The sequence below is a fragment of the Microbacterium sp. Y547 genome, assembly GCF_057669785.1.
The window spans coordinates 43808-69407 of record NZ_JBYHFN010000005.1 but is presented as its reverse complement, the minus strand read 5'-3'; the positions used below and the strand labels follow the sequence as shown (position 1 = coordinate 69407).

At 70.2% G+C, this 25600-nt stretch carries 19 protein-coding genes; 8 read left to right on the top strand and 11 right to left on the bottom strand.

The annotated features are described in order from the left end of the window. Nucleotides 1–63: 63 nt before the first annotated feature. Together AC25Y0_RS09565 and AC25Y0_RS09560 are read right to left on the bottom strand one after the other, a co-directional pair. Nucleotides 64–1494 carry an aminopeptidase P family protein gene (locus tag AC25Y0_RS09565; RefSeq protein ID WP_488123984.1) on the bottom strand — a complete coding sequence of 477 codons (1431 nt, stop codon included), beginning with the start codon at nt 1492–1494 and terminating at the stop codon, nt 64–66. Nucleotides 1495–1531: 37 nt separating this feature from the next. Beyond that, nucleotides 1532–2551 (bottom strand): endonuclease/exonuclease/phosphatase family protein, encoded by a 1020-nt coding sequence (locus tag AC25Y0_RS09560; protein ID WP_488123985.1) that lies wholly within the window; start codon nt 2549–2551, stop codon nt 1532–1534. 135 nt (nt 2552–2686) lie between these two features. Between AC25Y0_RS09560 and AC25Y0_RS09555 the strand changes: the two genes are divergently transcribed. Then, nucleotides 2687–3508: a PHP domain-containing protein gene (locus AC25Y0_RS09555; protein ID WP_488134644.1), complete on the top strand. Its 822-nt coding sequence runs from the start codon at nt 2687–2689 to the stop codon at nt 3506–3508. A 28-nt stretch (nt 3509–3536) separates the two neighbouring features. Here AC25Y0_RS09555 and AC25Y0_RS09550 read toward each other — a convergent pair whose 3' ends face one another. After that, nucleotides 3537–3950 (bottom strand): SHOCT domain-containing protein, encoded by a 414-nt coding sequence (locus AC25Y0_RS09550; RefSeq protein WP_488123986.1) that lies wholly within the window; start codon nt 3948–3950, stop codon nt 3537–3539. 92 nt (nt 3951–4042) lie between these two features. Continuing rightward, nucleotides 4043–5554: a DEAD/DEAH box helicase gene (locus AC25Y0_RS09545; protein ID WP_488134559.1), complete on the bottom strand. Its 1512-nt coding sequence runs from the start codon at nt 5552–5554 to the stop codon at nt 4043–4045. 150 nt (nt 5555–5704) lie between these two features. Between AC25Y0_RS09545 and AC25Y0_RS09540 the strand changes: the two genes are divergently transcribed. Then, entirely contained in the window at nt 5705–6421 is a 717-nt protein-coding gene (locus tag AC25Y0_RS09540; RefSeq protein WP_488123988.1) for a ferritin-like fold-containing protein, read from the top strand. A gap of 6 nt (nt 6422–6427) precedes the next feature. Here the strand turns inward: AC25Y0_RS09540 and AC25Y0_RS09535 are convergent, their stop codons facing one another. Continuing rightward, nucleotides 6428–6718 carry a hypothetical protein gene (locus tag AC25Y0_RS09535; protein WP_488123989.1) on the bottom strand — a complete coding sequence of 97 codons (291 nt, stop codon included), beginning with the start codon at nt 6716–6718 and terminating at the stop codon, nt 6428–6430. A 5-nt stretch (nt 6719–6723) separates the two neighbouring features. Further along, complete coding sequence (locus AC25Y0_RS09530) at nt 6724–6948, bottom strand: DUF3107 domain-containing protein (RefSeq protein WP_488123990.1); 225 nt, start codon at nt 6946–6948, stop codon at nt 6724–6726. Nucleotides 6949–7094: 146 nt separating this feature from the next. On the opposite strand from AC25Y0_RS09530, the gene AC25Y0_RS09525 reads away from it, so the two are divergent. Both AC25Y0_RS09525 and AC25Y0_RS09520 read left to right on the top strand, forming a co-directional pair. Then, a complete protein-coding gene (locus tag AC25Y0_RS09525) occupies nt 7095–10193 on the top strand; it encodes an ATP-dependent helicase (protein ID WP_488134558.1) in 3099 nt (1032 codons plus the stop codon). Further along, a complete protein-coding gene (locus AC25Y0_RS09520; protein WP_488134557.1) occupies nt 10190–13498 on the top strand; it encodes an ATP-dependent DNA helicase in 3309 nt (1102 codons plus the stop codon). The genes AC25Y0_RS09525 and AC25Y0_RS09520 overlap by 4 nt, the downstream gene beginning before the upstream one ends. Before the next feature lie 6 nt (nt 13499–13504). Here AC25Y0_RS09520 and AC25Y0_RS09515 read toward each other — a convergent pair whose 3' ends face one another. Beyond that, nucleotides 13505–14788, bottom strand: coding sequence for a phosphotransferase (locus AC25Y0_RS09515; protein ID WP_488134556.1), 1284 nt, complete (start codon nt 14786–14788; stop codon nt 13505–13507). 109 nt (nt 14789–14897) lie between these two features. Here AC25Y0_RS09515 and nudC point away from each other — a divergent pair, with 109 nt between their 5' ends. Together nudC and AC25Y0_RS09505 are read left to right on the top strand one after the other, a co-directional pair. Then, on the top strand, nt 14898–15794 hold the full coding sequence (gene nudC / locus AC25Y0_RS09510; RefSeq protein WP_488123994.1) for an NAD(+) diphosphatase: 897 nt from the start codon (nt 14898–14900) through the stop codon (nt 15792–15794). Then, nucleotides 15791–17560: an ATP-dependent helicase gene (locus AC25Y0_RS09505; protein ID WP_488123995.1), complete on the top strand. Its 1770-nt coding sequence runs from the start codon at nt 15791–15793 to the stop codon at nt 17558–17560. The genes nudC and AC25Y0_RS09505 overlap by 4 nt, the downstream gene beginning before the upstream one ends. Nucleotides 17561–18285: 725 nt before the next feature. Here the strand turns inward: AC25Y0_RS09505 and AC25Y0_RS09500 are convergent. Then, complete coding sequence (locus AC25Y0_RS09500) at nt 18286–19611, bottom strand: zinc-dependent metalloprotease (protein ID WP_488124049.1); 1326 nt, start codon at nt 19609–19611, stop codon at nt 18286–18288. A 173-nt stretch (nt 19612–19784) separates the two neighbouring features. Here AC25Y0_RS09500 and AC25Y0_RS09495 point away from each other — a divergent pair, with 173 nt between their 5' ends. Next, complete coding sequence (locus AC25Y0_RS09495; RefSeq protein WP_488123996.1) at nt 19785–20906, top strand: YlbL family protein; 1122 nt, start codon at nt 19785–19787, stop codon at nt 20904–20906. Nucleotides 20907–20966: 60 nt separating this feature from the next. Further along, nucleotides 20967–23900: a UPF0182 family membrane protein gene (locus AC25Y0_RS09490; protein ID WP_488134555.1), complete on the top strand. Its 2934-nt coding sequence runs from the start codon at nt 20967–20969 to the stop codon at nt 23898–23900. 171 nt (nt 23901–24071) lie between these two features. Here AC25Y0_RS09490 and AC25Y0_RS09485 read toward each other — a convergent pair whose 3' ends face one another. The 3 genes from AC25Y0_RS09485 to AC25Y0_RS09475 are packed head-to-tail and all read right to left on the bottom strand — an operon-like array spanning nt 24072 to nt 25599. Further along, the gene (locus AC25Y0_RS09485) at nt 24072–24947 is read right to left on the bottom strand and encodes a prenyltransferase (RefSeq protein ID WP_488124050.1); all 876 of its coding nucleotides are present in this window, start codon (nt 24945–24947) and stop codon (nt 24072–24074) included. After that, nucleotides 24947–25258, bottom strand: coding sequence for a lycopene cyclase domain-containing protein (locus tag AC25Y0_RS09480; protein ID WP_488123998.1), 312 nt, complete (start codon nt 25256–25258; stop codon nt 24947–24949). Before AC25Y0_RS09480 ends, AC25Y0_RS09485 begins: the two co-directional genes overlap by 1 nt. After that, nucleotides 25255–25599, bottom strand: coding sequence for a lycopene cyclase domain-containing protein (locus AC25Y0_RS09475; RefSeq protein WP_488123999.1), 345 nt, complete (start codon nt 25597–25599; stop codon nt 25255–25257). Before AC25Y0_RS09475 ends, AC25Y0_RS09480 begins: the two co-directional genes overlap by 4 nt. Nucleotide 25600: the final 1 nt, after the last annotated feature.

Below are 25600 nucleotides of genomic sequence, written 5' to 3'. Positions count from 1 at the left end.
GTTTGCCTCATTCTGCCGCGCCGGGTGGGCGCAGAGCGCAGAGTGAGGCAAACGCACGACGGCTCAGGGGTTCAGACGTGCGATCCAGGCCTCGACCTCGTCGGCGGTGCGCGGGATGCCCGCCGACAGGTTCACGGCGCCGTCCTCGGTGAGGACGATGTCGTCTTCGATGCGCACACCGATGCCGCGGTACTCCTCGGGCACGGTCGCGTCGTCGATCTGGAAGTACAGGCCCGGCTCGATCGTGAAGGCCATGCCCGGCTCGAGCAGGCCGTCGTAGTACATCTCACGACGCGCCTGGGCGCAGTCGTGCACGTCGATGCCCAGGTGGTGGCTCGTGCCGTGCACCATGTAGCGGCGGTGGTGGCCGCCGGCATCGGCGTCGAGCGCCTCCTGAGCCGTCACCGGCAGCAGGCCCCACTCGGCGAGGCGGGTCGCGAGGACCTCCATCGCCGCCTCGTGCAGCGCGCGGAACGGCACACCCGGACGTGCGGCAGCGAATGCGGCGTCGGCCGCTTCGCGGACGGTCTCATAGACGCGGCGCTGCACCTCGGTGAAGCGACCGTTGACGGGAAGCGTCCGGGTGATGTCGGCGGTGTAAAGGCTGTCGACCTCGGCGCCGGCGTCGACGAGGATGAGGTCGCCGGGCACCACCGCGCCGTCGTTGCGGGTCCAGTGCAGGTAGCACGCGTGCGGACCGGATGCGGCGATTGTGTCGTAGCCGACGGAGTTGCCGTCGCTGCGCGCGCGCTGGTGGAAAACACCCTCGACGATGCGCTCTCCGCGCGGGTGGTCGATGATCGCGGGCAGGTTCGCGACGATGTCGTCGAAGCCCTTCGCCGTCACGTCGACGGCGAGCTGCAGCTGCGCGAGCTCGTACTCGTCTTTCACGAGGCGCAGTTCGGACACGAAGCGGGTGAGGTCGGCATCCTCGTCGAGCACGAGGTCGCCCTCACGCCGTTCCAGCCGCTCGATGTGGTCGGTCGCGACGCCGAGCTCAGCGGCGACGCCGCCGATCGCGGGGCGCGGTCCGATCCAGAACTCGCCGATCGAGGCGTCGGAGTAGAACTCGCTCGTCGTGCGGTCGGCGCGCTCACGGAAGTACAGCGTGACGTCGTGGCCGTCGGCGGTCGGCTCGAACACGAGCACGGCGCCGGGCTCGGCGTCGGATGCCCAGCCGGTCAGGTGAGAGAAGGCCGAGTGCGCGCGGAACGGGTAGTCGGTGTCGTTGCTGCGCTGCTTCAGCTCGCCCGCGGGGATCACGAGGCGGGCGCCGGGGAAGGCCGCCGAGACGGCGTCGCGCCGGGCCGCTGCGTAGCGGGACTGCTCGCGCTGCTCCGGGACGATGTCGGGCCGCTCGGCCCACCCCGTCGAGATCGTTTCGAGGAAGCCACGACCGAACGGCTGACGTCGGTTCGTGCTCGAGGTGGGGGGTTCGCTGGTCTCAGTCGTTGCGACGGACGCGGCGGAGGGGATGTCGCCTGCAGTGCTCATGCCCTCAAGTCTGGCATGTCCGCCGTGGCGCGGGGTGTCAGTCGGCCGGCTCGAGCTGCACGATGAGGGGGCGGTGGTCGCTGACCGATCCGTCGAGTGACGTCACAACGACGGACCCCGTCGCGCGCCAGTGCTGGGAGGCCATGATGTGATCGATCGGTGCCCCCGCGAGCGGCGGCAGCTCCGTCGTCCAGGTGCCCACTGACCCGTTCCCCGTCTGGAGCGCCGCGTCGCTGCATCGCCCCAGAGTGCCGCCGTCCATGCCGAGTCCTGTCATGTGGTCGACCGTGGCGTTGAAGTCGCCCGCCATGATGACATTCGACCCGGCGCACTGGTCGGCGAGCCATCGCAGGTCGTCGCGCCACGCCTGCATGTATGCGCGCCGCGGGGCGACGGCATGCGCGGCGACGATGATGGGACCGTCGCCGGTTGTCGGCATCGCGACGGCGCTCGGGACGGTCGAGGTGTTGCTCGACCCGTCGCGTGAGGACTCGATGACGGAGTAGTCGCCCAGCTCGGGCGAGATGAGGATCGTCGTGGATCCGGCATCCCATTCGGTAGAGGGGTTGGCAGCGTGATGCGCCCACATCGGACGCCCGAGCTCGCGCATCGCGACCGCGACCTGCTCGCCCGTCTCGATCGTCGTCTCGGGGAGTGTGACGACATCGGCCTCCATCGCGACGGCGAGCTGCGCGACGGCATCCGGCTGGGTCGCCGGCCCGGCGGTGTTCCACGTCATGACCCGCACGCTCGTCTCGGTCGCGGCGGGGAGCTCCGTGACTCCCAGGCCGCGCGAGAAGACCGTCACGCCGCCCGCGACAGCGGCGAGCCCCGAGATGATCGCGAGAGAGAGCGCGAAGGCGCGCAGGGGGCGCACGATCGCGAGCAGCAGGGCGATGAGGGCAGCTGCGACGAAGGCGAGGACCAGGATGCCGCGGAAGGAGATCACCTGCGCGACGGGAAAGTAGCGATCGACGCGGAAGAAGCCCGGCCAGGTGAGCACGGCCGCCGCGATCGCGCAGAGCACGGTCACCAGGACCCCCAGCAGGCGAAACACGGACGTGACTCTATGTCAGGGCGCTGAGAGATCCGCGCACCCGCGCCGAGAGTCGGCCCGACGGATGCCCTCACCCCGGCTACGCTCGGACAGGTGCAGGCGAAGCGGGGGTTCGAGGGTCCGAGTGACCTGCATATGCACTCGACCCACTCCGACGGCACCGAGGCACCCGCGCTCGTCATGCAGGCCGCGCACCGCCACGGTCTCCGTACGGCGGCGCTGACCGACCACGACACGACGGCCGGGTGGGCGGAGGCCGCCGAAGCGGCGACCTCGCTCGGCATGACGTTCATCCCCGGTATGGAGCTGTCGGCCCGCCACGAGTGGCGCAGCGTGCACATCCTGGCCTATCTCGTCGACCCGGATGCACCGGGGCTGCGGGCCATGACCGATCGCATCCGTTCGTCGCGGCTCGATCGCGCGCGGGTCATGGCCGAGCGCATCGGGCGCGACTACGACCTGCAGTGGGATGACATCGTCGCCCAGACGAGCGCCGGCGCGACGGTGGGGCGGCCGCACATCGCCGATGCGCTCGTCGCGCGGGGGCTCGTACGCGATCGCACCGAGGCGTTCGCGAGCATCCTGAGCCCGCGCGGGGCGTACTACGTCGATCTGTACGCGCCCGACCCGGTCACGGCGGTCCGCCTCGTCGTCGAAGCCGGGGGAGTCCCGATCATCGCGCATCCCGCGGGCCGCGCCGGGGTCCTGCCGCGCGCGCTGCTGAATCGCATGCTCGACGCGGGCCTCGCGGGCTTCGAGCTCGGGCACCGGGAGAACGTCGAGCCCGGCATCCGGATGCTGCGCCGCCTCGTCGCGGACCGGGACCTCATCGTGACGGGTTCGAGCGACTACCACGGGCTCGGCAAGCCCAACCTGCCCGGCGAGAACACGACATCCGACGACATGGTGCAGCGTCTCATCGACCGCGCAACAGGAAGCGCCCCCGTCCACCCGTGAGGGGGACGAGGGCGCGCACCGGTCGGAGTCAGCTCAGCGCACGCGCTTTGAGCCGCTCGTATTCGTCTTGCGAGATCGTGCCGGCGTCGAGGAGCGACCGGGCTTTGGCGATCTCATCGGCCGGGCTGGTGCCTGCGACCTGCTTGATGTACTCGTCTTGCGCCGCCTGCATCTGACGCACCTGCGACTCGCTGCGCTGCGCCATCCCGCCACCGCGGGCGATGAGGTAGACCAGCGCCGTGATGATCGGGAAGAAGATGAGGAAGAAGATCCACACCGCCTTCCACCAGCCACTCAGCTTGTGGTCGCGGAAGAGGTCCGCAATGATCGCGAACAGCGCGAACAGGTAAGCGACGAAGATGAAGGCCCACAGGAACCACCAGATGAGGTCCCAGAACGAGCCCCAGAAACCCTGGTACTCGACTGTTTCGAAGAATCGCACGATCGTGCCTTTCTAGAAGCGAACGACGACCACCCTGTGCCGTCAGCGCTCACGATAGCGCTCCCGGAACCCTCGCGGATAACGATCCGAGATCAGATGCTCGCTGCGGGCGTCGGGCCCGATCGGGGGCCACGCCGACGGCGACGCCGCCGGGGCGCCGCGTTGCCGTCGTGGTGCTCACTGCCGCCGCCGTCGTGCGTTCCGGCGCCGTCGGCGTCGCGGCGCTCGCCTGCGGCCTCGGACGCACTCTGTGTCGCCGTCGCGTCGCCGCCCTCGACGAAGGTCGCGCCGACCTTCTCGGACGAGTCGCGGCGACGCCGACGGCGCCGGCTCGTGCCGACATCGCCGGTTCCCGCTTCTGCTGCGGCCTCGGCGGCGCGGGCAGGGCGCTGCGTCTTGACGGACTGCGTCTTCGGGGCCGTCGTGATGCGGCCCTTCGTGCCCTCGGGGATGTCGAGGTCGGTGAACAGGTGCGGGCTTGACGAGTACGTCTCGACGGGCTCGGGCTGACCGAATTCGAGCGCCCGGTTGATGAGTGCCCACTTGTGCAGGTCATCCCAGTCGACGAATGTCACCGCGATGCCCGTCTTGCCCGCCCGGCCGGTGCGGCCCGCGCGGTGCAGATAGGTCTTCTCGTCGTCGGGGATCGTGTGGTTGATGACGTGGGTGACATCGTCGACGTCGATGCCACGGGCGGCGACGTCGGTCGCGATGAGCACGTCCTTCTTGCCCGCCTTGAAGGCGGCCATCGAACGCTCGCGGGCCTCCTGGCTCATGTCGCCGTGCACCGCGCCCGCGTTGAAGCCGCGGTCGTTGAGCTCGTCGACGAGCTTCTGCGCCGCGCGCTTGGTGCGCGTGAAGACGACGCTCTTGCCGCGACCCTCGGACTGCAGGATGCGCGCGATGATCTCGTCCTTGTCGAGCGAGTGCGCCCGGTAGACGAGGTGCTTGATGTTCGCCTGCGTCAGGCCCTCGTCGGGATCGGTCGCCCGGATGTGGATCGGGTTGGTCATGAAACGACGCGCGAGGGCGACGATCGGACCGGGCATCGTCGCCGAGAACAGCTGCGTGTGGCGGACGGCGGGGACCTTGGAGAAGATCTTCTCGATGTCGGGCAGGAAGCCGAGGTCGAGCATCTTGTCGGCCTCGTCGAGGACGACCTCGGTCGCGTTCGACAGGTCGAGCAGGCGCTGGTTGTTGAGGTCGATGAGCCGGCCTGGCGTGCCGACGACGATCTGGGCACCGGCCTTGAGCTGTTCGATCTGACCCTCGTACGCCTTGCCGCCGTAGATGGCGACGACGCTCGTCGAGCGGCCGGAGGTCAGCATGTCGATGTCTTCGTAGACCTGGACGCACAGTTCGCGGGTCGGCACGACGATGAGGGCTTGGACACCGTGCGCGGGGTCTTTGCCGAGACGCTGGACGACGGGGATGCCGAATCCGAACGTCTTGCCGGTTCCCGTCTTCGCCTGGCCGATGATGTCCTGACCGGGAAGACCCAGCGGAATCGTCTGCTCCTGGATGGGGAAGGCATCGACGATGCCCTTGGCTGCGAGGACATCGACGATGTCGGGGTCGACGCCGAGTTCGGCGAAAGTCGTCACGATAGGTGCCTGTCTGGCGGTGAGAAGCCGCCGGGAATGAACGGTCCACGCCCTTCACTCAGCCACAGGCGCGGGGTCCCGATCCGTCGCCGGGACGATTCCAGGATACCGACCGTGGGCTCGCGAGGACGGCAGCCGTAGTCTTAGGGCGTGGTGAAGTGGTTCTGGCAGCGCAAGAAACCCGCGATGAAAGCCCTCTCGCTCCGGGCGCGGGGCGACTTCGGCGGCGCGACGCGCGTCGACTTCGAAGAGCTCGCACCCGACATCGACACCTTCCTCGGCCAGGCGGCCTATCTGCAGCTCGGCTTCTTCGAGACGCTGAGCGAGCTGATCGCGCTGACACCCGAGCTGGCGCAGAAGGAATCCCTGTCGCGAGCGGCTGGTGCCGCCCTGACGAAGCATCAGGAGCTCGTCGCGGTCATCCGTGACAGAGGCGGTGACCCCACGGCGATCATGCTTCCGTTCCGCGAGCCGCTGGACGCGTTCCGTCGGGCCACGCACGGCGTCCGGCCCCAGGAGACGATGCTGTCCGTGCACATCACGGCCGGGATGCTCGACGACTTCTACCTCGCTCTGGCCTCGAGCTATGCCGAGACGGGGCGCATCGTGGCGCGCATCCTGCGGGCAGATGATGACCGGCAGGCGATCGTGGACATCCTCGGCGGCACGATCGCCAGCGACCCCGAATGGAAGTCGCTCTTGGCGATGTGGGGGCGCAGGCTCGTCGGCGACACACTGCTCATCGCCCGCGCCGCGTTGCGACCGGGCGGGTTGCGCCTCGCGGACGAGCAGAAGGTCGAACCCGTGTTCACCGAGCTGATGGGCGCCCACTCGCGCCGCATGGACGCGCTGGGACTCGCCGCCTAGTGGGCGTCAGCCGATCTTGAGGCGAGTGCGCGTGCGTTCGTCGTGCGCGATGCGCGTGCGAGCGAGGAGCACGAGCACGGGCCACACGACGATGAGGGGGGCGACGATCGCCGAGAGCCACGGCCACGGCGAGTCGATGCCGATTCCGGACCACGTGAGGATCGTCCAGGCGAGGCCGGCCGCCGCAGCGCCCAGAATCGGTGCCACGACGACGCCCCGCGTGGGGCGGTCGCGGACGAGGAAGTGCAGGGCGGTGCCGACGACGGCGCCGATGATGAGTGCGAGCAGGATCTGCATGGCCGTCAGCCGACGAATCCGACGCGGCGGGACTCTTCGGTCCCGATCTCGATGTAGGCCATCCCCGCCGTGGGGACGATGTACGAGTTGCCCTTGACGTCGACGAAGGAGACGTGGGTCGCGGCTGCGTCCAGCGCAGCGGAGACGGACTTCTTGACCTCGGCGGCGGGCTCGTTCGTCTCGAACGTGAGCTCGCGTCCCGTGTTGGCGATGCCGATGCGGATCTCCACGTGATGACCTCCTGCGTGCCGGGGCCGGTCCCCGGGGGCATGGCAACTCTACGACAACACGCCGACTCTGCTCGTTCTCTGATCTTCCTCGTGCCGACGCTCTCGGCGAACGAACGATGTCCGAGGTGCGCGCTAGCGTCGTGGTCATGGTTTCAGGGCAGGATGCCGCGACGCCCGACCCGTCGCAGCGCACGGTCGTCGACCTCGCGCACGACGCGTCGGCGATCGTCGCCGGCGCACCGGGCAGCGGAAAGACGGCGACGCTCATCGCCCGCGTCGGTGCGCTCGTGGCGCGCGGCGTCGATCCGGACGCGATCGTCGTGCTCACCCCGTCCCGCCAGACGGCGACCGCCCTGCGCGACCGACTGGCCCTCGCGGTGGGCCGCGCGACGTCGGGGCCCCTGGCCCGATCGGTGGCGTCGTTCGCGTTCCAGATCGTGCGCGCGGCGTCGGTCACCGCGGGCGCCGAGCCGCCGCAGCTGCTCACGGGAGGCGACGAGGACCAGATCATCCATGACCTGCTCGAGGGTGACGCCGAAGACGAGGCCGCCGGCCACGCGCGGTGGCCGGCGTGGCTCGATGCGGGCATCCGATCCACGCCGGGCTTTCGCACCGAGGTCCGCACCTTCCTCGCCGAGTGCACGACGCTCGGGATCGATGCGTCCCGCCTGCAGGCGCTCGCCGAACGCGACGGCATCGAGGCCTGGGGGGCGCTCGCATCGTTCTTCCGCGAATACCTCGACGTGCGCGCTGACATGCGCGGCGCGCACCGTGACGCGGCCGGCCTCGTGCGCGAAGCGGTCGCGCTGTTGCGTGCGGGATCGCCGGGTCTCGAAGCGGTCGACGGCGTCCGTGCCGTGCTCGTCGACGACGCGCAAGAGCTCACCCTCGGCGGTGTCGAGCTCGTCGAGGCTCTGCGCGCGCGGGATGTCGCCGTCCTCGCGTTCGGAGACCCCGACGTCGGTTCGGGGTCCTTCCGCGGCGCGACCCCCGAGAACTTCGCCCGGCTCGCGGCGAGCTTGGGCGACCTGCACGTGCTCGAGACGTGCCACCGCGGGTCGGCGTGGCAGGCCGAGACCGTGCGGCGGGTGACGGAGCGCATCGGCGCGGTCGGCGTCGTGGCCCATCGCGGCGTACCCCGTCCGGCCGAACCCGACGACTCGGTGCGCGCTCTGACGGTGCGCTCAGCGGCCGAAGAATGCGACGCGATCGCTCGGCTGCTGCGGGAACGGCACGTCCACGACGGCATCGCGTGGAGCCGCTGCGCCGTGATCGCCCATGACACGCGCCAGGTGACGGCGCTCGAGGCCGAGTTGGCAGCGCGCGACGTGCCCGCGCGGTCGGCCGGCCCCGGCCGCGCGCTGGGCGTGCACCGCGCCGTGCGTGACCTGCTGCGCCTGACCGAGATCGCGATGGACGGTCAATGGAGCTATGACGACGTCGCGGCGGTGCTGACGGGCGCCTACGGGCGCCTCGATGCGATTCAGCTTCGCCGCCTCGTTGCGACGCTGCGCCACAGCGAACTCGCGACGGGTGGTGAGCGTCCGGGGCGCGAACTGCTGCTGTCGGCCATGTCCCAGCCGATCGAGTTCGACCTGATCGACACGCGCGAAGCGCGACGGGGCGCGGTGGTGGCCCGCACCCTGGCCGAACTGCGCGCCGAATTCGACCGCGGGGCGACAGCGCATGAGCTGCTGTGGACGGCATGGGAGCGCAGCGGCCTCGAACGCGCCTGGGGCGAACTCGCGCGGGGGAGCGGTCCTCTCGCCGAACAGGCGAATCGCGATCTCGACGCCGTCGTGGCGCTCTTCCAGGCCGCGAAGCGCTTCGTCGAGCGATCCCTCGACGCGGATCCGCGCGTCTTCGTGCGCGGGATCCTCGACACCGACGTCGCGCAAGACCGGCTCGACGCGCCGAGCATCGACGACAGCGTCCGCATCCTCACCCCAGCGGGTTCGCTCGGGCTCGAGTTCGACACGGTCGTCGTGGCCGGTGTGCAAGAGAACGTGTGGCCCAACACCCGGCTTCGGGGCAGTCTGCTCGAAACCTGGCGCCTGCCTGATGCCGCTCGGCGGGCACCGACCGAGGCAGCCGGCACGGTCGACCGGCGACGCGCCGCGATGCACGACGAGCTGCGTCTCCTCGCCCGTGCGCTGTCCCGCGCGACGGCGCGGGTCGTCGTGACGGCGGTCGATGACGACGACACCGGACCGAGCCCGTTCTTCGAGCTGCTGCCCCCGGCCGAACAGCACACGGTCGAGCACCCGCTGTCGCTGCGGGGCCTTGTCGCGAGGTACCGCCGCACCCTCACGACGATGCCGGCCTCACCGGCATCCGCGCATGCGGCACGCCAGCTGGCGCTGCTCGCCGACGAAGTCGTCGCCGGCGCGCATCCGCGGGAGTGGTACGGCGTGATGCCGGTCACCTCGGACGGGCCGCTGCGCGACCTCGCGCGCGAGGACATCCGTGTGTCGCCGTCGCGTCTGCACGCGCTCGAGGAATGCGAGCTGAACTGGGTCATCGCCGACCTCGGAGGAGACCCGGGCGGCACGACGGCCGGTGTCGGCACGATCATCCACGCTGCGCTCGAGCACGCCGAGTCGAGCGACGAAGCCGCTCTGTGGCAGCAGGTCGAGGCGCGATGGGGCGAGTTGTCCTTCGAAGCGGAGTGGCGCGCGCGGGCTGAGCGGGACCGCGCCCGCGAGCTCGTGCGTCGGCTGCACCTCTATCTGCGCCGTTTCGAAGACGCCGGCGGCGCCCTCATCAGCGCCGAACCCCACTTCGAGGTGCCGATCGCGATCGACGGCTCCGAGGGTGAGCATCGCGTCATCCTGTCGGGGTACATCGACCGGGTCGAGCAGACCCCCGACGGGGCGGTCGTCATCGTCGACCTCAAGACGGGCAAGAACGAGCCGCAGACCGACGCAAAGGTCGTCGACAATCCGCAGCTGGCGGCATATCAGCTCGCGTTCGAAGGGGGAGCGATCCCGGCCGCCTCGGGGCTTCCCGCCGGCGGTGCGCAGCTGCTCGTGCTCAAACCCACCTCGACGAAGGCCGACTACGTCACGCCGCGTCAACCGCCGTTCGATGACGAGCGCCGCGAGGCGTTCTTCGAGCGCGTCCGGTCCGCCGTCACGACGATGCGCGGCACGACGTTCGCTGCGCCCTTCGAAGAGCACTGCCGCGACGAACACACGTATGGGCTCTGCCGCATCCACACGATCGGCGCGGTGAGCGCGTCATGACGACCCCTGTCGCGCCCGTGCTGTCGGCACGGGTCATCGCGGCCGCGCTCGGGCAGTTCCCGCCGACCGACGAGCAGGCCGCTGTCATCGAGGCGCCTCTGGCCCCCGCGCTGGTCGTCGCGGGCGCCGGGAGCGGCAAGACCGAGACGATGGCCGGTCGTGTCGTCTGGCTCGTCGCGAACGGGCTGGTCCGCCGTGACGAGGTGCTGGGGCTCACCTTCACGCGCAAGGCCGCCGGCGAGCTGTCCGAGCGCATCCAGCGCCGTCTGGCGCGGCTGGGCGAGTTCGAACGGCGAGGGCTCCTTCCGTTGCTTCCCGCGCTGCATGACGAGGGGCGGCTCGGCGTCTTCGCGCAGCTCGAACGCGAGACTCCCGACGGGCAGCGTCGGACGCTGCTGCGCCTGGCGGCGCTGGACACCCTCGCGTCGACGACGTCTGCCGTGCCGCAGACGACCGCTGACGACACGCTGCTGGACCGGCCGACCGTCGCGACGTACAACAGCTTCGCCGACCAGATCGTGCGCGAGAACGCCCTGCGCATCGGGCGGGACTCCGAAGCCGCCGTGCTGTCTGAGTCGGCTGCCTGGCTGCTCATGCGCCGCGTCGTCTTCGCCTCCGACGATCCGCGTCTGGAGACCCGCACCGAGGCCGTGCGCTCGATCATCGACGCCGCGCTGCGGATCGCACGCGACGGCGTTGACAACCTCGTCGACTTCGACGACCTCGCCGACTTTCCCGAGCGGTTCGCCACGGTCCTGCAGCTGCCCTCGACACGCAAAGGCACGGTCGTCTATGCCGACATCGCGCAGGCCGTCGACAAGGTCGGCGCGCTCTCCCTGCTGACCGAGCTCGCGCGCGACTACGCCGCCGAGAAGCGACGCCTGGGCGTCATCGACTTCTCGGATCAGGTGGCGGGGGCGCTCGAAGCCGTACGTGCGCATCCTGTTGTGGCACAGGATCTGCGCGCTCGGTTCCGCGTCGTTCTGCTCGACGAGTATCAAGACACCTCTGTCGTGCAGACCGATCTGCTGTCGGGCATCTTCGGCGAGACAGCCGTCATGGCAGTGGGCGATCCCCACCAGGCGATCTACGGATGGCGCGGCGCGAGCGCCGGCAACCTCGGCGGGTTCGCCCGGGCATTCGCGCAGGGGGACTGCGCGCGCTTCTCTCTCGCGACGAGCTGGCGCAACAGCACCTCGGTGCTGACGGCAGCCAACGCCGTGCTCGCTCCGCTCGCCGCGACGGCGCCCGTGCCCGTCGACGAGCTGCGCCCGCGGCCCGCGGCCCCGCCGGGACTCGTCGAGCTCTCCTTCGAGACCGACGTCGACGCCGAGGCCGACCGCGTCGCGGCATGGTTCGAGCGCATACGCTCCGAGCGCGCGTCGCGCGGCGACGCGACGACGGGGGCGATCCTGTTCCGCAGCAAGAAGCACATGGTCCGCTTCGGTGACGCGCTCGGGCGACGGGGCATCCCGCATCGCATCCTGGGGCTCGGCGGGCTGCTCTCGACGCCCGAGGTCGTCGACGTCGTGAGCGCCCTGCGGGTCCTGAGCGACCCCGGGGCCGGCTCGTCGCTCATCCGGCTGCTCGCCGGCCCGCGATGGGGGATCGGGCTGCCCGATCTGCGCGAACTCGCCGCACTGGCGCGGCGGATCGCCCGTCACGACGCCGCCCTGCAGCCGCTCGCCCCCGAGGTGATCGCCGCGATCCGCGGCAGCGCGGCCGACGATGACGGGTCGCTCGTCGACGCGCTCGACTTCGTGCTGCGGCACAAGCCCGACCACGGCTGGCTCGCCGGGTTCACCGCCGAAGCGCGCGAGCGTCTGCGTGAGGCGGCGGCGGTGTTCGCGGGGCTGAGGCAGGCGACCGGGATGCCGATCCCCGAGCTGATCCGCCTGGTCGAGCGCGAACTCCGACTCGACGTCGAACTCGCGGCGAACGAGGCGCGAGGGCCCGCTCGCGTCGCCGCCGCGCAGCTGCGTGCCTTCGTCGACGAAGTGCACGCCTTCCTCGCCGCCGACGAGACCGGATCGCTGTCCAGCCTGCTGGCGTGGCTTGACCACGCCGAGCAGCTCGACGAGTTCGCTCCGCGCACCGAGCCGCCCGAAGACGACGTCGTGCAGCTGCTCACGATCCATGGCTCCAAGGGGCTCGAGTGGGATGCCGTCGCCGTCGTTCGCCTCGTGGCCGACGAGCTGCCCGGTACGTCGCGCGACGCGAAGGGCTGGCTGCGGTTCGGCGTGCTTCCCTTCGCGTTCCGAGGTGACGCGCCGTGGCTTCCCGTGCTGCCCTGGAGCAGCTGTGAGACGCAGCAGCAGCTCAAACAGGCGTACGACGACTTCGTCGCGGCCAACAAGGCACGCCACGTCGAAGAGGAGCGCCGGCTCGCGTACGTCGCCGTGACCCGGGCCCGCGAGCGCCTGCTGCTCACGGGGGCGAGCTGGTCAGGCACGAAGAAGCCGCGCGCGTGCAGCCCGTTCTACCTCGAGATCGCCGAGGCGCTCGGTGTCGAGCCACCCGGTGACGAGGCCGGTGACAACCCCTACGCGGGCGAGCGGCGACTGCTGCAGTGGCCCATCGACCCGCTCGGGTCGCGGCGGCAGGTCATCGAGCGCGCCGCCGCAGAGGCTCGCAACGCCCTCGACGCGCCGCGGGCGCGTCCCGACGACGACGTCGCGCTGCTGCTTGCCGAGCGCGAGGCTCGGCGCGGGGCGCCGGCACCCGTCGCGCCCGTGCGCATCGCGGCATCCCGCTACAAGGACTTCGTCGCCGACTACGACGGCACGCTCGCCCGGCTCGCTCGCCCGATGCCCGAGCGTCCGTTCCGCCAGACACGCCTGGGCACGCTGTTCCATGCGTGGGTCGAGCAGCGCTCGGGGCACGTCGGTCTCAGCGGTTCGATCGACGACGCACTGTGGGAGACCGACGACGAAGTGCCCGACACCCAGGCGTCGGCCGAAGACGCTGAGGCCCTCGCGGTGCTGCGCGAGCGGTTCCTCCGGTCGGAGTGGGCGACGCTTCAGCCGCTCGAGGTCGAGACCGAGATCGACTTCACCGAGACCGACCTCGACGGGCGCCCGCACGTCATCATCTGCAAGCTCGACGCCGTGTACCGCCGCGATGATCGGATCGAGATCGTCGACTGGAAGACGGGCGCATCACCGCGCACGGCCGCCGAACGACGCGAGCGGATGCTGCAGCTCGAGCTGTACCGCCGGGCCTACCACGCGAAGCACGCGGTGCCGCTCGAAGACATCGACGTCGTGCTTTACTACGTGTCCGACGGCGTCATCCTGCGCGCGTGAGCGCCGTCAGTCCCTGAGCCAACGGCGCAGCGCCGCGTCGGATGCGCGCTCGGCATCGGCGACTGCGTCGCCGTCGTCTGCCGAGCGCGTCGGCTGTTCGGGCGACGGCAGGTCGACCGACGACACGTCGACCGGTCCCGTCGAGACGTCGTCGTGGGTCCACAGTGCGGCGCGCGCCGGCTCGGCGGCATCCGTCTCGGGGTCGGCCGCAGCACGCGCTTCGTCTTCGTCGGCGATCCACTGCGACAGCTGCTCGGGGTCGTATGCATCGGTCTGCATCGACGTGTCGACCGGCGCCGCCGATGACGCCGGGACCCGGTCGAGCAGGGCGATCGCTTCGTCGACGCCGAGGTGACCGTCGCTCACGAGGTCTTCGTCGCCGACGTTCGCGGCGAGCGACTCGAGGAGGGCGGAGGCGTCGTCCACGATGTCGGGTCGCTCGGACTCGTGACCATGGATGAGCCACTTCGCGAACTCCAGCTCGGCGTACAGTCGCGCCCGCTCCCGCGCCCGCCCGTCGGGGGCACGCTCACTGCGCGCCGTATACGCGGCATAGACGTCGTCTGCGGCAGCGGGGGCCGAGGCGAGCCATTGCAGATCGACCGCGGGGTCGCCCACGGCCAGGCCGTGCCACTCGAGCAGGCCCGTCACGCGGGGTGCGTCGTCGATGTCCTCGAAGAGGAACGCCGTCGAACCGATGCCGCCGAGCACGACGGCCGATTCGAAGTGCCACAGATCGCCGGCGGTGAGTGCCCGACGCCACCGGGCCGCGAGCGCGGGGGGCAGCGCTTCAGTGGCGACCGCACGATCGACCAGGCGCGAGACGTCTTCGCGGATCTGAGAGGGAGTCTGGACGGGAAGCCCCTCGGTGCGAACGACCGAGGTGGGCAGCGAGTGGAGGGCCGCGAGTGCCTCGCCGAGCGAGGTCGCGGCTCCCGGCCCCGGGGGCAGGTGCGCCGGATCGACGCGATACCCGCTCAGATGGTCGACGACGACGACGCGTTCGCCGCCGAGGGTCGTCTCGCCGAGCAGTTCGGGCGCGCGGAACGGCAACAGGCTGCGGACACCGGGCGTGAGTGCGCGCAGCGCCCGGGCTTCGGCGGCGATCTCGAGGGCGGCGGCGGAGTCGTTCGGAACACGCACGACGACGCGACGGCCGTCGTCGAGATCCGCGATGGCCGTGTCGTATCGGCCGCTCGCACCCTCGGTCAGCGTGCCCGCTCCGACGACGCCGACCCGGGGAAGAGCCGACGTTATGGACGCGGCTAGAGTGAAGGGAGAGCGTGCCATGTGCCCAGGTTAGGCGGGGCGCGCCGGGCGGTCTTCGCGCCACGCCCGCACACCGTGACCCCGGTGTCCGAGTCGGCTGCGGACCGCGATGAGATGTGAGAGGGCCTGCATGACGACGCGCGATCCCCTCGGCGGATCCTTCGACCGCTCGGCCCACGAGCGCGGTGTTGCCGACCTGATCGACGACGCGCGCGCCGACCCCGCGACGCGGGTCCTCGTCGTTGCGGGCGACTCCGCTCCGCTGGCGGCTCCGGATCGCTTGCACTGGGTCGCCGCGGATGCCGCACCGGCCGGCACGGTGTGGGGCTTCCTCGGTCGCGGCGCCGACGGTGCCGCTCTGCTCGTCGCGACGGTCGAGGCGGCGGAGAGCGAACCGTTCGACGCGCCGCACGGCTGGGCGGGGCTGCGCACTGCAGGAGGCGCGATCACCGAGCCCGATGCCGAGGCGTTCGTCGCTGCGGTGAGTCTCGGCCGTTGGCTCATCGACGCACCGCACTGCCCCGCGTGCGGTGCGCGGTGCGACATCGAGAACGCCGGATGGTCACGCCACTGCCCCGACTGCCGGCGCGAGCACTTTCCGCGCACCGATCCGGCCGTCATCGTCGCGATCACGAGCGCGGCCGATCCCGACCGTCTGCTGCTCGGCTCGAACGCGCTGTGGGGCGCCGACCGCTTCTCGTGCTTCGCCGGGTTCGCCGAAGCAGGGGAGTCCCTCGAAGCCGCCGTGCACCGCGAAGTGCGGGAGGAGTCCGGTGTCGACGTCATCGACGTGCGCTATCGCGGCTCGCAAGCGTGGCCGTATCCGCGCTCGCTCATGCTCGGCTTCTTCGCCACCGCCGTCAATGACGACGCCGCTCTCGCCGACGGCGACGAGATCGCCGCCGTCCGGTGGTTCACGCGTGCCGAGATCGGCGACGCGCTCTCGGGGCGCAGCGAGATCCTGCTGCCCGGCCGCGCCTCGATCGCCCACCGGCTGATCAGCGGCTGGCACGGAGATTCGGCATGAGCGACCGCGCGCTCGAGGGACTCGACGAGCGGCAGCGCGAAGCCGTCACGGCGTTGCGGGGTCCCGTGGCCGTGCTCGCCGGCGCCGGGACGGGCAAGACCCGCGTCATCACACACCGCATCGCGCACGGCGTCGATGTGGGAGCGTACTCACCGGGCCGCGTCATGGCCGTGACCTTCACCGCCAAGGCAGCGGGCGAGATGCGCGGACGACTGCGCGCCCTGGGCGTCGAGGGTGTCTCGGCGCGCACCTTCCACGCCGCGGCGCTCGCCCAGCTGAACTTCTTCTGGCCGTCGCTCGCGGGCGACAGCATGCCGCGCATCGTCGACAACAAGGTGCGCCTGCTCGCCCACGCCGCGGACGGGATCGGGCTCGATCTGGACACCGCGACGCTGCGAGACGTGGCGTCCGAGATCGAGTGGCGCAAAGTCACGATGCGCTCGGCGCACGAATACGCCGCAGCGCGTCCGGGGGGCATCGGCCGGCTGAGTGTCGACCGTGTCCTCGACCTGCAACGGGCGTACGAGCGGCTCAAGGACGAGCGCCGTCAGATCGACTTCGAAGACGTCCTGCTCTCGTGCGCGGGCATGCTCGAAGCCGAGCCGCATGTCGCTCGCGCCGTGCACGAGCAGTACCGGCACTTCACGGTCGATGAGTTCCAGGACGTCTCGCCTCTGCAGCACCGCCTTCTCGAACTGTGGCTGGGTGAGCGCAAGGACCTCTGTGTCGTCGGTGACGCGAGCCAGACGATCTACTCCTTCACGGGCGCCGACGCGCGCTACCTGCTCGAGTTCGGGAGCCGGCATGCCGACGCCACGGTCGTGCGGCTCGAGACGAACTACCGATCGGATGCCGCGATCCTCGGTGTCGCCAACGCGCTCATGCGCGGCCGCCCCGGCGCCCTGCACCTCACCGCCGCGGAGCGCGGAGCACCCGCGGGGCCGATGCCGACCGTCACGGAGTACCCCGACGATGTCGCCGAGGCCCGCGGCGTCGCCGCGCGCATCCGCGCGCAGCTGGACGCCGGGATCGACCCCCGTGGGATCGCCGTGCTCTACCGCGCACACGCGCAGTCGGCCGAGATCAGCCGCGCGCTGGTGGATGCCGGGATCGCCGCATCCGTGCTCGGTGGCCGGCGCTTCTTCGACCTGCCCGAAGTGCGTCAGGCGATCATGGAGCTGCGTGCCGCGACGGTCGCGCCGATCGCGACGGGCTTCGTCGACACGGTGCGCGACATCCTGCGTTCGCGCGGGCTCACTGACGATCCACCGCAGGCCGGGGGCGCCCTGCGCGACGCGTGGGAAGCGCGCGCCGCGGTGCTGCGGCTGGCGGAGGAAGCGCCCGCGACGACGACGCTGCGCGAGTTCACCGACGAGCTGATGGCTCGAGCGCGCACGCACGATGAGCCGGCGATGCGCACCATCACTCTTGCGACGCTGCACGCGGCGAAGGGACTCGAGTGGGACCACGTGCACCTCGTCGGTTTCGCGGAGGGTCAGCTGCCGATCAGCTATGCATCGACCTTCGAGCAGGTCGACGAGGAGCGACGGCTCGCGTACGTCGGCATCACGCGGGCCGCGCGTACGCTCGCTCTGTCATGGGCACGGGGCCAGCGGAACCGCCAGCCCTCGCGGTTCCTGCGAGAGATCGGCAGCGGCACGCTGCGTGCGGCCGATGCATCCGCACCTCGCGGTGCGCGTGGTCGCGGTGCAGCACCAACGAGGCCGCAGACGAACGCCCCCGACGACCGGCGTCTTCGCGGATGAGATGCAGCACCGCGATGCCCGCTTCGAGGGCCAGACTCGCGGGGATCGCCGCCGACCGACGGTGAGCGAGCTGCGCCGCGACGGCCGGCCACGCGGCATCCGCATCGCGCCGGTGCTCGGCCAGGCACGTCGTGCACGGCGTGCGCCCCGGTGACACGAACGGCCCCACTTCGGCGGTGTGCCCCGTGAAGAGGATCGGGATGTGCGGCACATCGGCGGACATGAAGCCCGCGACCAGACGCGGTTCGATGGCGTGATATGCGATCACGACGGCGAGGTCGGCGAGCCCGTCCGCGGGGTCGTCGATGAGCTGCACCCCCGCCGCAGCGAGCCCCGTCGACACGGACGACACGACGTCGTCACTGACCGCCCCTGCTGCCGTGACCAGGGCGCGCACGTGCAGGAGCGGCGTGTCGTCGAGCAGGACGGGGCGCAGCCGCGCGAGCAGCGCGTCGGCTCCGCCCTCGGGGGCACCGAGGGAGAGCGCGACGGGGTCGACCGCTGAATCGGGGACGCCGATCTCGAGCTCGCGCACGAGTCGCTCCTGCCAGGGCGTGGGGTCGTGCAGGACGACGACCGCGTCGGCGCCGAACTGCAGGCTCGACGGCGTGCGCCAGACGACGGGATGTGCGGGGTCGAGGCGGAACATGACGAGATCATGCCCCGCGGTCGCGTCTCCGCGGCGGCCATCCACAGGCCAATGGCCTGGGGAGGAGCCGATCGTGTCAGACGGGTCGGCTGTCCTCGGGGGTGCCGTCGCCGTCGTCATCGGGCTCTTCGCCCGCGAGCAGCCGCTCGAGCGCGTCGTCCATCTCGTCGCGCACCGGCTCTTCGCCTCGTGCGCGTGCCTCGAGCCGGGCGACCAGGCCGGCGGGATCGTCGATGTCCTCGGCGGTCGGCATGAGGTCGGGGTAGTCCCACAGCGCGTCTCGCTCGGCGACACCGACGGCGTCGGTCACGGCGCGCCACATCGCGGCAGCCTCCCGCATGCGGCGCGGGCGCAGTTCGAGCCCGACGAGCGATCCGAGCGCCCGCTCGGCGGGACCGCCGACGGCACGGCGACGCCGCACGACCTCTGAGATGCGGTCGACCGACGGCAGGCGCGCGAGCGCCTGCTCGGTCACGACATCGACCCAGCCCTCGACCGTGGCGAGCAGGTTCTCGAGGCGCGTGAGGGCGGCAGTCTGGGCTTCGGAGCGCTGGGGGAGCAGCGCTCCACTCTCGATCGCCTGACGCAGCTCGTCGGGCTGAGAGGGATCGAAGCGCGCCGCGAGGTCTTCGAGCGCGTCGGTGTCGACGTGCACTCCGCGGGCGAATTCGGTCACCTGCGAGATGACGTGCAGGCGCAGCCAGCGCGCGTGGCGGAACAGTCGCGCGTGGGCGAGTTCGCGCGTCGCGACGAACAGAGCGAGCTGGTCGTGGGGGATCTCGAGGTCTCGACCGAAGTCGGCGAAGTTCTGCGGCAGGATCGCGGCTTCTCCGTCGGGCATGAGCGGGATGCCGACGTCGCCGCCGGAGACGACCTCTTTCGACAGGTTGCCGACGACCTGGCCCAGCTGCGCCGCGAAGAGCGAGCCGCCGACCATGCGCATGAGTCTGCCCGCGCCCTCGATCATGCCCTGCATGTCATCGGGCGCCTGCTCGCTGAGCGCGGACGTCATCGCGTCGGCCATGCTGGTCGCGACGGGCGCGGCGAGCTCCTGCCAGACCGGCATCGTCGCTTCGACCCATGCGCCGCGCGTGATGGCGCGGGGTGCAACGGCCAGATCCGAGATCGTCGTCGCCTCGCTCAGCCACAGCGTCGCGAGCGCGAACGCCTGGTCGAGGTCTGTGCGTTCGCCGGTCGTCACGCCGAGACCGTCCTGATTGGCGATGTGCAGCGCCTGGCGGCGGGCGGTGTCCCACGAGATGTCCTCGCCGCCGCCTCCGAACACACCCTGCAGGTGGCCCATGACCTTCTGCATCATGGCGGGATCGATCTGCATCCCGGTCAGCTCGGACAGCTTCTCCGCGCTGAAATCGGGGCTTCCGCCTCCGAACAGCTGACGCATCAGCTCCTGCAGGTCGTCTTCGGGATTGCGGTCGTCATCAGACACTTCAGGCGCCTTTCAGCCGGTTCATGACGTCAGGATCTACGCTAGTCGCAGCATCCCCTCGCACCCCCCGGCACCACGCTAAACGCCTTACGCCGGTCGCGAACGACCAGGCACAGGAAGGTTCCGCCGTGGCGCTCTTCGATGAGAACGTCTCGATCCGTCCACGCCGGCGTCGGCTGACCGGCGGCATGGTCGCGGGTCTGTGGGCGCTCGCCCTGGCGATGGTCGTGCTGCTCGTGCTCACCTTCCTGCCGACGTCGTACGTCGTGCAGCGACCGGGCCCCGTCTACAACACCCTCGGTACGGCGCAGACCTCCGACGGCGAGGACGTGCCGCTCATCTCGGTCGAGGGTGCGCAGACCTACGAGACCTCGGGCGCCCTGGACCTGCTCACGGTGCAGGTCGTCGGCAACCGCGAACGGACTCCGTCGTGGTTCGAGCTGGCGCTCGCCTGGTTCGACCAGACCCGCGCCGTCCTGCCGATCGACGCGGTCTTCCCCGAGGGGCAGACGAGCGAGGAGCGCACCGAGGAGAGCACGGCCCTCATGGTCGACTCGCAGCAGGAGGCGACCGCGGCGGCCCTCATCGAGCTCGGCGAGGACGTCGGCCGGACACTGATCGTGCACGCTGTCGCCCCCGATTCCGCCGCCGACGGCGTGCTCGAAGAGGGCGACGTCATCCTCACCGCCGACGGCGAGACGGTCGCGGATGCCACGGCGCTGCGCACCCTCGTCGAGGCGGGCGACGGCGCGACGATATCGCTCGAGATCGAACGCGATGGAACGCCGCAGACGCTCCAGCTCACTCCGCGCGAGACCGAGACCGCCGATGGTGCCGCGTGGCGCATCGGGGTCACCCTCACCAACGAGTACGACTTCCCCTTCGATGTGACGATCCAGATCGACAACGTCGGCGGCCCGAGCGCGGGCATGATGTTCGCGCTGGGAATCATGGACGTCCTGACCCCGGGCGAGCTGACCGGCGGCGAGAGCTTCGCCGGAACCGGCACGATCTCCGCCGAAGGCGCCGTCGGTCCGATCGGCGGCATCCGCCAGAAGATGTGGGGGGCCCTCGACGCCGGTGCCGACTGGTTCCTCGCGCCGCAGGCCAATTGCGATGACGTGGTTGGCTACGTGCCCGATGGGCTGCGGGTCTTCGCCGTCGAAACGCTCGACGACGCGCTGGATGTTCTCGAGACGGTCCGCGAGGACGGCGATCTCGACGCTCTGCCGACCTGCACGAGCGGCTGAGCGCGGTCTCGTTCGGCTGACTCGGCCGAACCCCGGAATCCTGCCGCGTAGGATGGCTGTGTGACCACGACCTCAGCGCCGACCCAGGCCACGCCCCCCCATTCCCGCAGAATCCTCGCGATATCGCTGGCGATCATCGCCGCCCTCGTGGTGGCGTTCTTCATCTTCGCGAGCCTCTATTCCGAGTGGCTATGGTACGAGCAACTCGGATTCAACGGTGTCCTCCTGACGGAGTGGACCGCGCGCGTCATCATGTTCGTCGTCGGATTCCTCGGCATGGCGCTCCCCGTGTGGGGAGCCATCCAGCTCGCCTATCGCCTGCGACCCGTGTATGCGCGGCTCAGCTCGCAGCTGGACCGCTACCAGGAAGTCGTCGAGCCGCTGCGTCGCCTCGCGATGTGGGGCATCCCGGTGTTCTTCGGCTTCTTCGCCGGCTTCTCGGCGTCGGCGCAGTGGCAGACCACGTGGATGTGGATCAACGGCGTCGCCACGAACGACAAGGACCCTCAGTTCGGTCTGGACTCGGGCTTCTACATGTTCGCGCTGCCGTTCTACGCCGCCGTCGTCGGCTTCGTCTCGGCCACTGTGCTCATCTGCCTGCTCGTCACGGCCCTCGTGTCCTACCTGTACGGCTCGGTGCGCATCGGCCAGAAGGAGCTGCGCATCTCGAAGTCGGCGCGCATCCAGCTCGCCGTTCTGGCCGGTCTCTACCTGCTCGTGCAGGGTGTGAGCCTGTGGATCGACCGATATATGACGCTCGTGCAGCCCGGCGCAGACGGGCGGATCACCGGTCCCGGATACACCGAGGTCAACGCCGTCATCCAGGGGCAGATGATCCTCGCGATCGCCGCCGTCATCGTCGCGATCCTGTTCTTCGTCACGGCCGTCATCGGCCGCTGGCGCTTCCCCCTCATCGGCACGGCGCTGCTGGTGATCGTGGCTCTCGTCCTGGGCGTCGGCTACCCGTGGGTCGTCACGACCTTCCAGGTGCAGCCCAACCAGGCCGCGTACGAGCGTGAGTTCTACCAGCGCAACCTCGATGGCACGAAGGCCGCGTACGGGATCGACGGACTCGAGAAGACCGAGTTCACAGCCGAGACCACGGCGGATGCAGGCCAGCTGCGCGCCGACGCCGCCACGACGACGCAGATCCGCATCATGGACCCCGCGATCATCGGCCCGACGGTGCGCCAGCTCGAGCAGTACCGCCCGTACTACCAGTTCCAGAACCCCCTCGACGTCGACCGCTACGAGATCGACGGCGAGATGCAGGACACGATCGTCGCGGTCCGGGAGCTCAACGTCGACCAGCTCGGCGCGGGATCGTCGTGGGTCAACGAGACGCTCGTGTACACGCACGGCTACGGCATGATCGCCGCGGCCGGCAACGAGCGCACGGCCGACGGCAACCCCGTCTTCCTCGAGCGCGGCATCCCGGCCTCGGGCTTCCTCTCGGAGATCCCCGACTTCCAGCCGCGCGTGTACTTCGGCGAATCCTCGCCGACGTACTCGATCGTGGGCGCCCCCGAGGGCACCGACCCGATCGAGCTCGACTACCCGTCGGGCAGTGACGGCAACGCCGGACCGCGCACGACGTTCGACGGCGACGGCGGCCCCTCGGTCGGCAACGTCTTCAACCGCCTCATCTACGCGCTGAAGTTCCAGTCCGAGCAGATCCTCTTCGCCGACGGCGTGAACGCCGAGTCGCAGATCCTCTACGACCGCCACCCGCTCGCGCGCGTCTCGAAGGTCGCTCCGTATCTCGAACTCGACCGCGACCCTTACCCCACGGTCGTGGACGGACGGATCAAGTGGGTCGTCGACGGCTACACGCTGAGTTCGAACTACCCGTACTCGACGACCGTGTCGCTGTCTGAGGCGATCGCCGACTCGAACAACACGCAGCCGCGTTTCGCGCTCGATGACATCAACTACATCCGCAACTCGGTCAAGGCGACTGTCGACGCCTACGACGGCTCGGTCACGCTGTACGCGTGGGAGCCAGAGGACCCGGTGCTGCAGACCTGGCAGAACGTGTACCCGACCGAGATCAAGCCGATCGCGGACATGCCGGCTGATCTCATCTCGCACGTGCGGTACCCCACCGACCTGTTCAAGGTGCAGCGCGCGATGCTGCAGGTGTACCACGTCGACGACGCACAGTCGTTCTACGAGCGCGACAACGCCTGGGCGACCCCGGCTGATCCGCAGAACGAGAACGCTCTGCAGCCGCCGTATTACCTGACGATGCAGATGCCTGGACAGCGGGACCCCTCGTTCTCGATGTTCACGACCTTCATCCCGTCCTCCTCGACGGGGGCCGAGAGCCGTAACGTTCTGATGGGCTACCTCGCTGCCGATTCGAATGCCGGCAGTGAAGCGGGAGTCAAGGGCGAGGACTACGGCAAGCTGCGGATGCTCGAGATCGCAGCCGAGACGACGGTGCCCGGCCCCGGGCAGGTGCAGAACCGCTTCGACTCGGATCCCACGGTGTCGCAGCAGATCAACGTGCTCACGATCGGCCAGTCCGAGGTGCTCAACGGAAACCTGTTGACCCTGCCCGTGGGCGGTGGACTGCTCTATGTGCAGCCTGTCTTCGTTCAGGCGGCCGAGGGCACCCAGTTGCCGCAGCTGCGCAAGGTGCTCGTCGCGTTCGGTGATGACATCGCCTTCGAGGACACCCTGAGCGAAGCCCTCGACTCGCTGTTCGGAGGCGATTCCGGCGCGACGACGGGTGACGGCGAGGTCGTGCCCGACGAGGGCGAGACCCCCGTTCCGACGCCCACCCCGACGCCGAGCCCGACGGAGCCCGGCACCGACACGCCCGCGCCCACACCGCCCGCAGGTGACTACGCGACGGCCCTCGAAGAGGCCCGTCAGGCCATGCTCGACCGCAACACGGCGCTGCAGGCCGGTGACTTCACCGCCTTCGCCGAGGCGGATGAGCGACTGACCGCCGCGGTCGAGAAGCTCATCGCCTTCGGCGAGCGCTGATCGAACGACGAATGCCCCCGCCTCACCGGCGGGGGCATTCGTCGTTCCGGGGGCTCGTTCCCGGCGCCGCCGGCGTCGCTCACGCGCACGGCAGGACCACGAAATCTGCCCTGCGAGCGCAGAGGCCGAGTCTGCGTACGCCCCGGCTGAGCGCCGGGGCGCCGCGACCGTTCAGGCGGTGATGATCGCGTACCAGATGAGCAGCAGCGTCACGACGAAGCCGGCGAACTGGTTGAGCCAGAGGAAACGGTCCCAGCCCCGGGTCGCCGTGTTCGCCGTCGCATCCGTCACGCGGCGATGCGGCCACACCGTGGCGAGGTAGGGCAGGACGACGATCGCCGCGAGAGGTCCGGGCCACGCCGTCGCGAGCATCACGAGGCCGGCTGCGGCATAGGCGACGAGCGCGAACCACACCGTCCATCGAGCACCGCGGACCGTCGCGATCGAGGCGATGCCGGCTTCGCGGTCGGCCATGACGTCCTGCACCGCGCCGAAGGCATGCGAGGCGACGCCCCACAGCCCGAACGCGACGATGATCGCCACGAGCTGCCACGTCCAGGTCGCGCCCGCGAGGACGAGCGCGTACACGGCCGGCGAGAAGAAGTGGATGCTGCTGGTGACCGAGTCGGCGAAGGGGACTTCCTTCAGCCGGAGCGGCGGCGCGCTGTAGAACACGACGAAGAAGAGGCTCGCCGCGAGCACGAGCCACGACAGGGGCGAGCCCACGATGACGAGGTAGATGACGAACGGCAGCGACGTGAGTGCCGCAGCCCACAGGGTGGCCCGGTGCAGGTGGCGGTCGAGGATCGCGCCGTGCGCTCCGCCCTTGCGCGGATTGCGCAGGTCGGATTCGTAATCGAACACATCGTTGATCCCGTACATGGCGAGGTTGTAGGGGACCAGGAAGAACAGCGTGCCGATGATGAGGGTGGCATCGATCGACCGGGTCGTGAGCAGGTAGGCCGCCGCGAAGGGATAGGCCGTGTTGATCCAGCTGACGGGCCGAGACGAGACGAACAGCTGCGTCAGGACGGTGCGGGCGCGCATCATGCCTCTCGGGGTTCGGTTCGGGCCAGCAGCGTGTGCACGGCCGGCACGAGGAAGGCGGCGCACACGGCGTAGGAGAAGTCCTCGATCGGGGCGAGCCCGATGCGGATGCCGCTCACGTGCTCTTCGGGATAGGTGAAGAGGTCCGCTGCGATCATGAGGTTGTCGAAGACCGCGGTCAGGATGACCAGCACGAGGGCGGCGATCCCCGAGGCCGCCATCCTCTGGCCGAAGCCGGGACGGCGGATCGTGGAGAGCACGACGAACGCCGTGACGGCGACGAACGGCACGAGGAGCAGGGGATAGGTCATGAGGTTCCGCTCGTCTCTGCAGCGGCGCGCCGACGCGCGACGAAGCGCTCAGCAGCGGCGTAGGCGACGAGGCTCAGGTAGCAGAGGAAGGCGAGGAAGACGGGCTCTTCCACCGGCAGGTGCGGGGCGAGGTCGATCCCCAGCAGCAGGGGGCTGTCGCCCTTGACGAAGACGCCGAGGGCGATCCCGGCGGCATCCCACGCGAGGAAGAACGCCGTGCCGATGGCGACGGCCACCAGCGTGCGTCCGGGTGTACGCCATGCCGCGAGCTTCCAGCGCGCGTCCAACGCGGCTATGCCCGCTGCGCTCAGAAGAATCGCGATGAGGTAGAGGCCGGGCACA

Excerpts from the sequence above, each read along its gene's own strand:
- AC25Y0_RS09565 (WP_488123984.1), bottom strand. The coding sequence starts at position 1,494 with ATGAGCACTGCAGGCGACATCCCCTCCGCCGCGTCCGTCGCAACGACT.
- AC25Y0_RS09555 (WP_488134644.1), top strand. The coding sequence starts at position 2,687 with ATGCACTCGACCCACTCCGACGGCACCGAGGCACCCGCGCTCGTCATG.
- AC25Y0_RS09535 (WP_488123989.1), bottom strand. The coding sequence starts at position 6,718 with ATGCAGATCCTGCTCGCACTCATCATCGGCGCCGTCGTCGGCACCGCC.
- AC25Y0_RS09525 (WP_488134558.1), top strand. The coding sequence starts at position 7,095 with ATGGTTTCAGGGCAGGATGCCGCGACGCCCGACCCGTCGCAGCGCACG.
- AC25Y0_RS09520 (WP_488134557.1), top strand. The coding sequence starts at position 10,190 with ATGACGACCCCTGTCGCGCCCGTGCTGTCGGCACGGGTCATCGCGGCC.
- AC25Y0_RS09515 (WP_488134556.1), bottom strand. The coding sequence starts at position 14,788 with ATGGCACGCTCTCCCTTCACTCTAGCCGCGTCCATAACGTCGGCTCTT.
- nudC (WP_488123994.1), top strand. The coding sequence starts at position 14,898 with ATGACGACGCGCGATCCCCTCGGCGGATCCTTCGACCGCTCGGCCCAC.
- AC25Y0_RS09505 (WP_488123995.1), top strand. The coding sequence starts at position 15,791 with ATGAGCGACCGCGCGCTCGAGGGACTCGACGAGCGGCAGCGCGAAGCC.
- AC25Y0_RS09500 (WP_488124049.1), bottom strand. The coding sequence starts at position 19,611 with ATGCGTCAGCTGTTCGGAGGCGGAAGCCCCGATTTCAGCGCGGAGAAG.
- AC25Y0_RS09485 (WP_488124050.1), bottom strand. The coding sequence starts at position 24,947 with ATGCGCGCCCGCACCGTCCTGACGCAGCTGTTCGTCTCGTCTCGGCCC.
- AC25Y0_RS09480 (WP_488123998.1), bottom strand. The coding sequence starts at position 25,258 with ATGACCTATCCCCTGCTCCTCGTGCCGTTCGTCGCCGTCACGGCGTTC.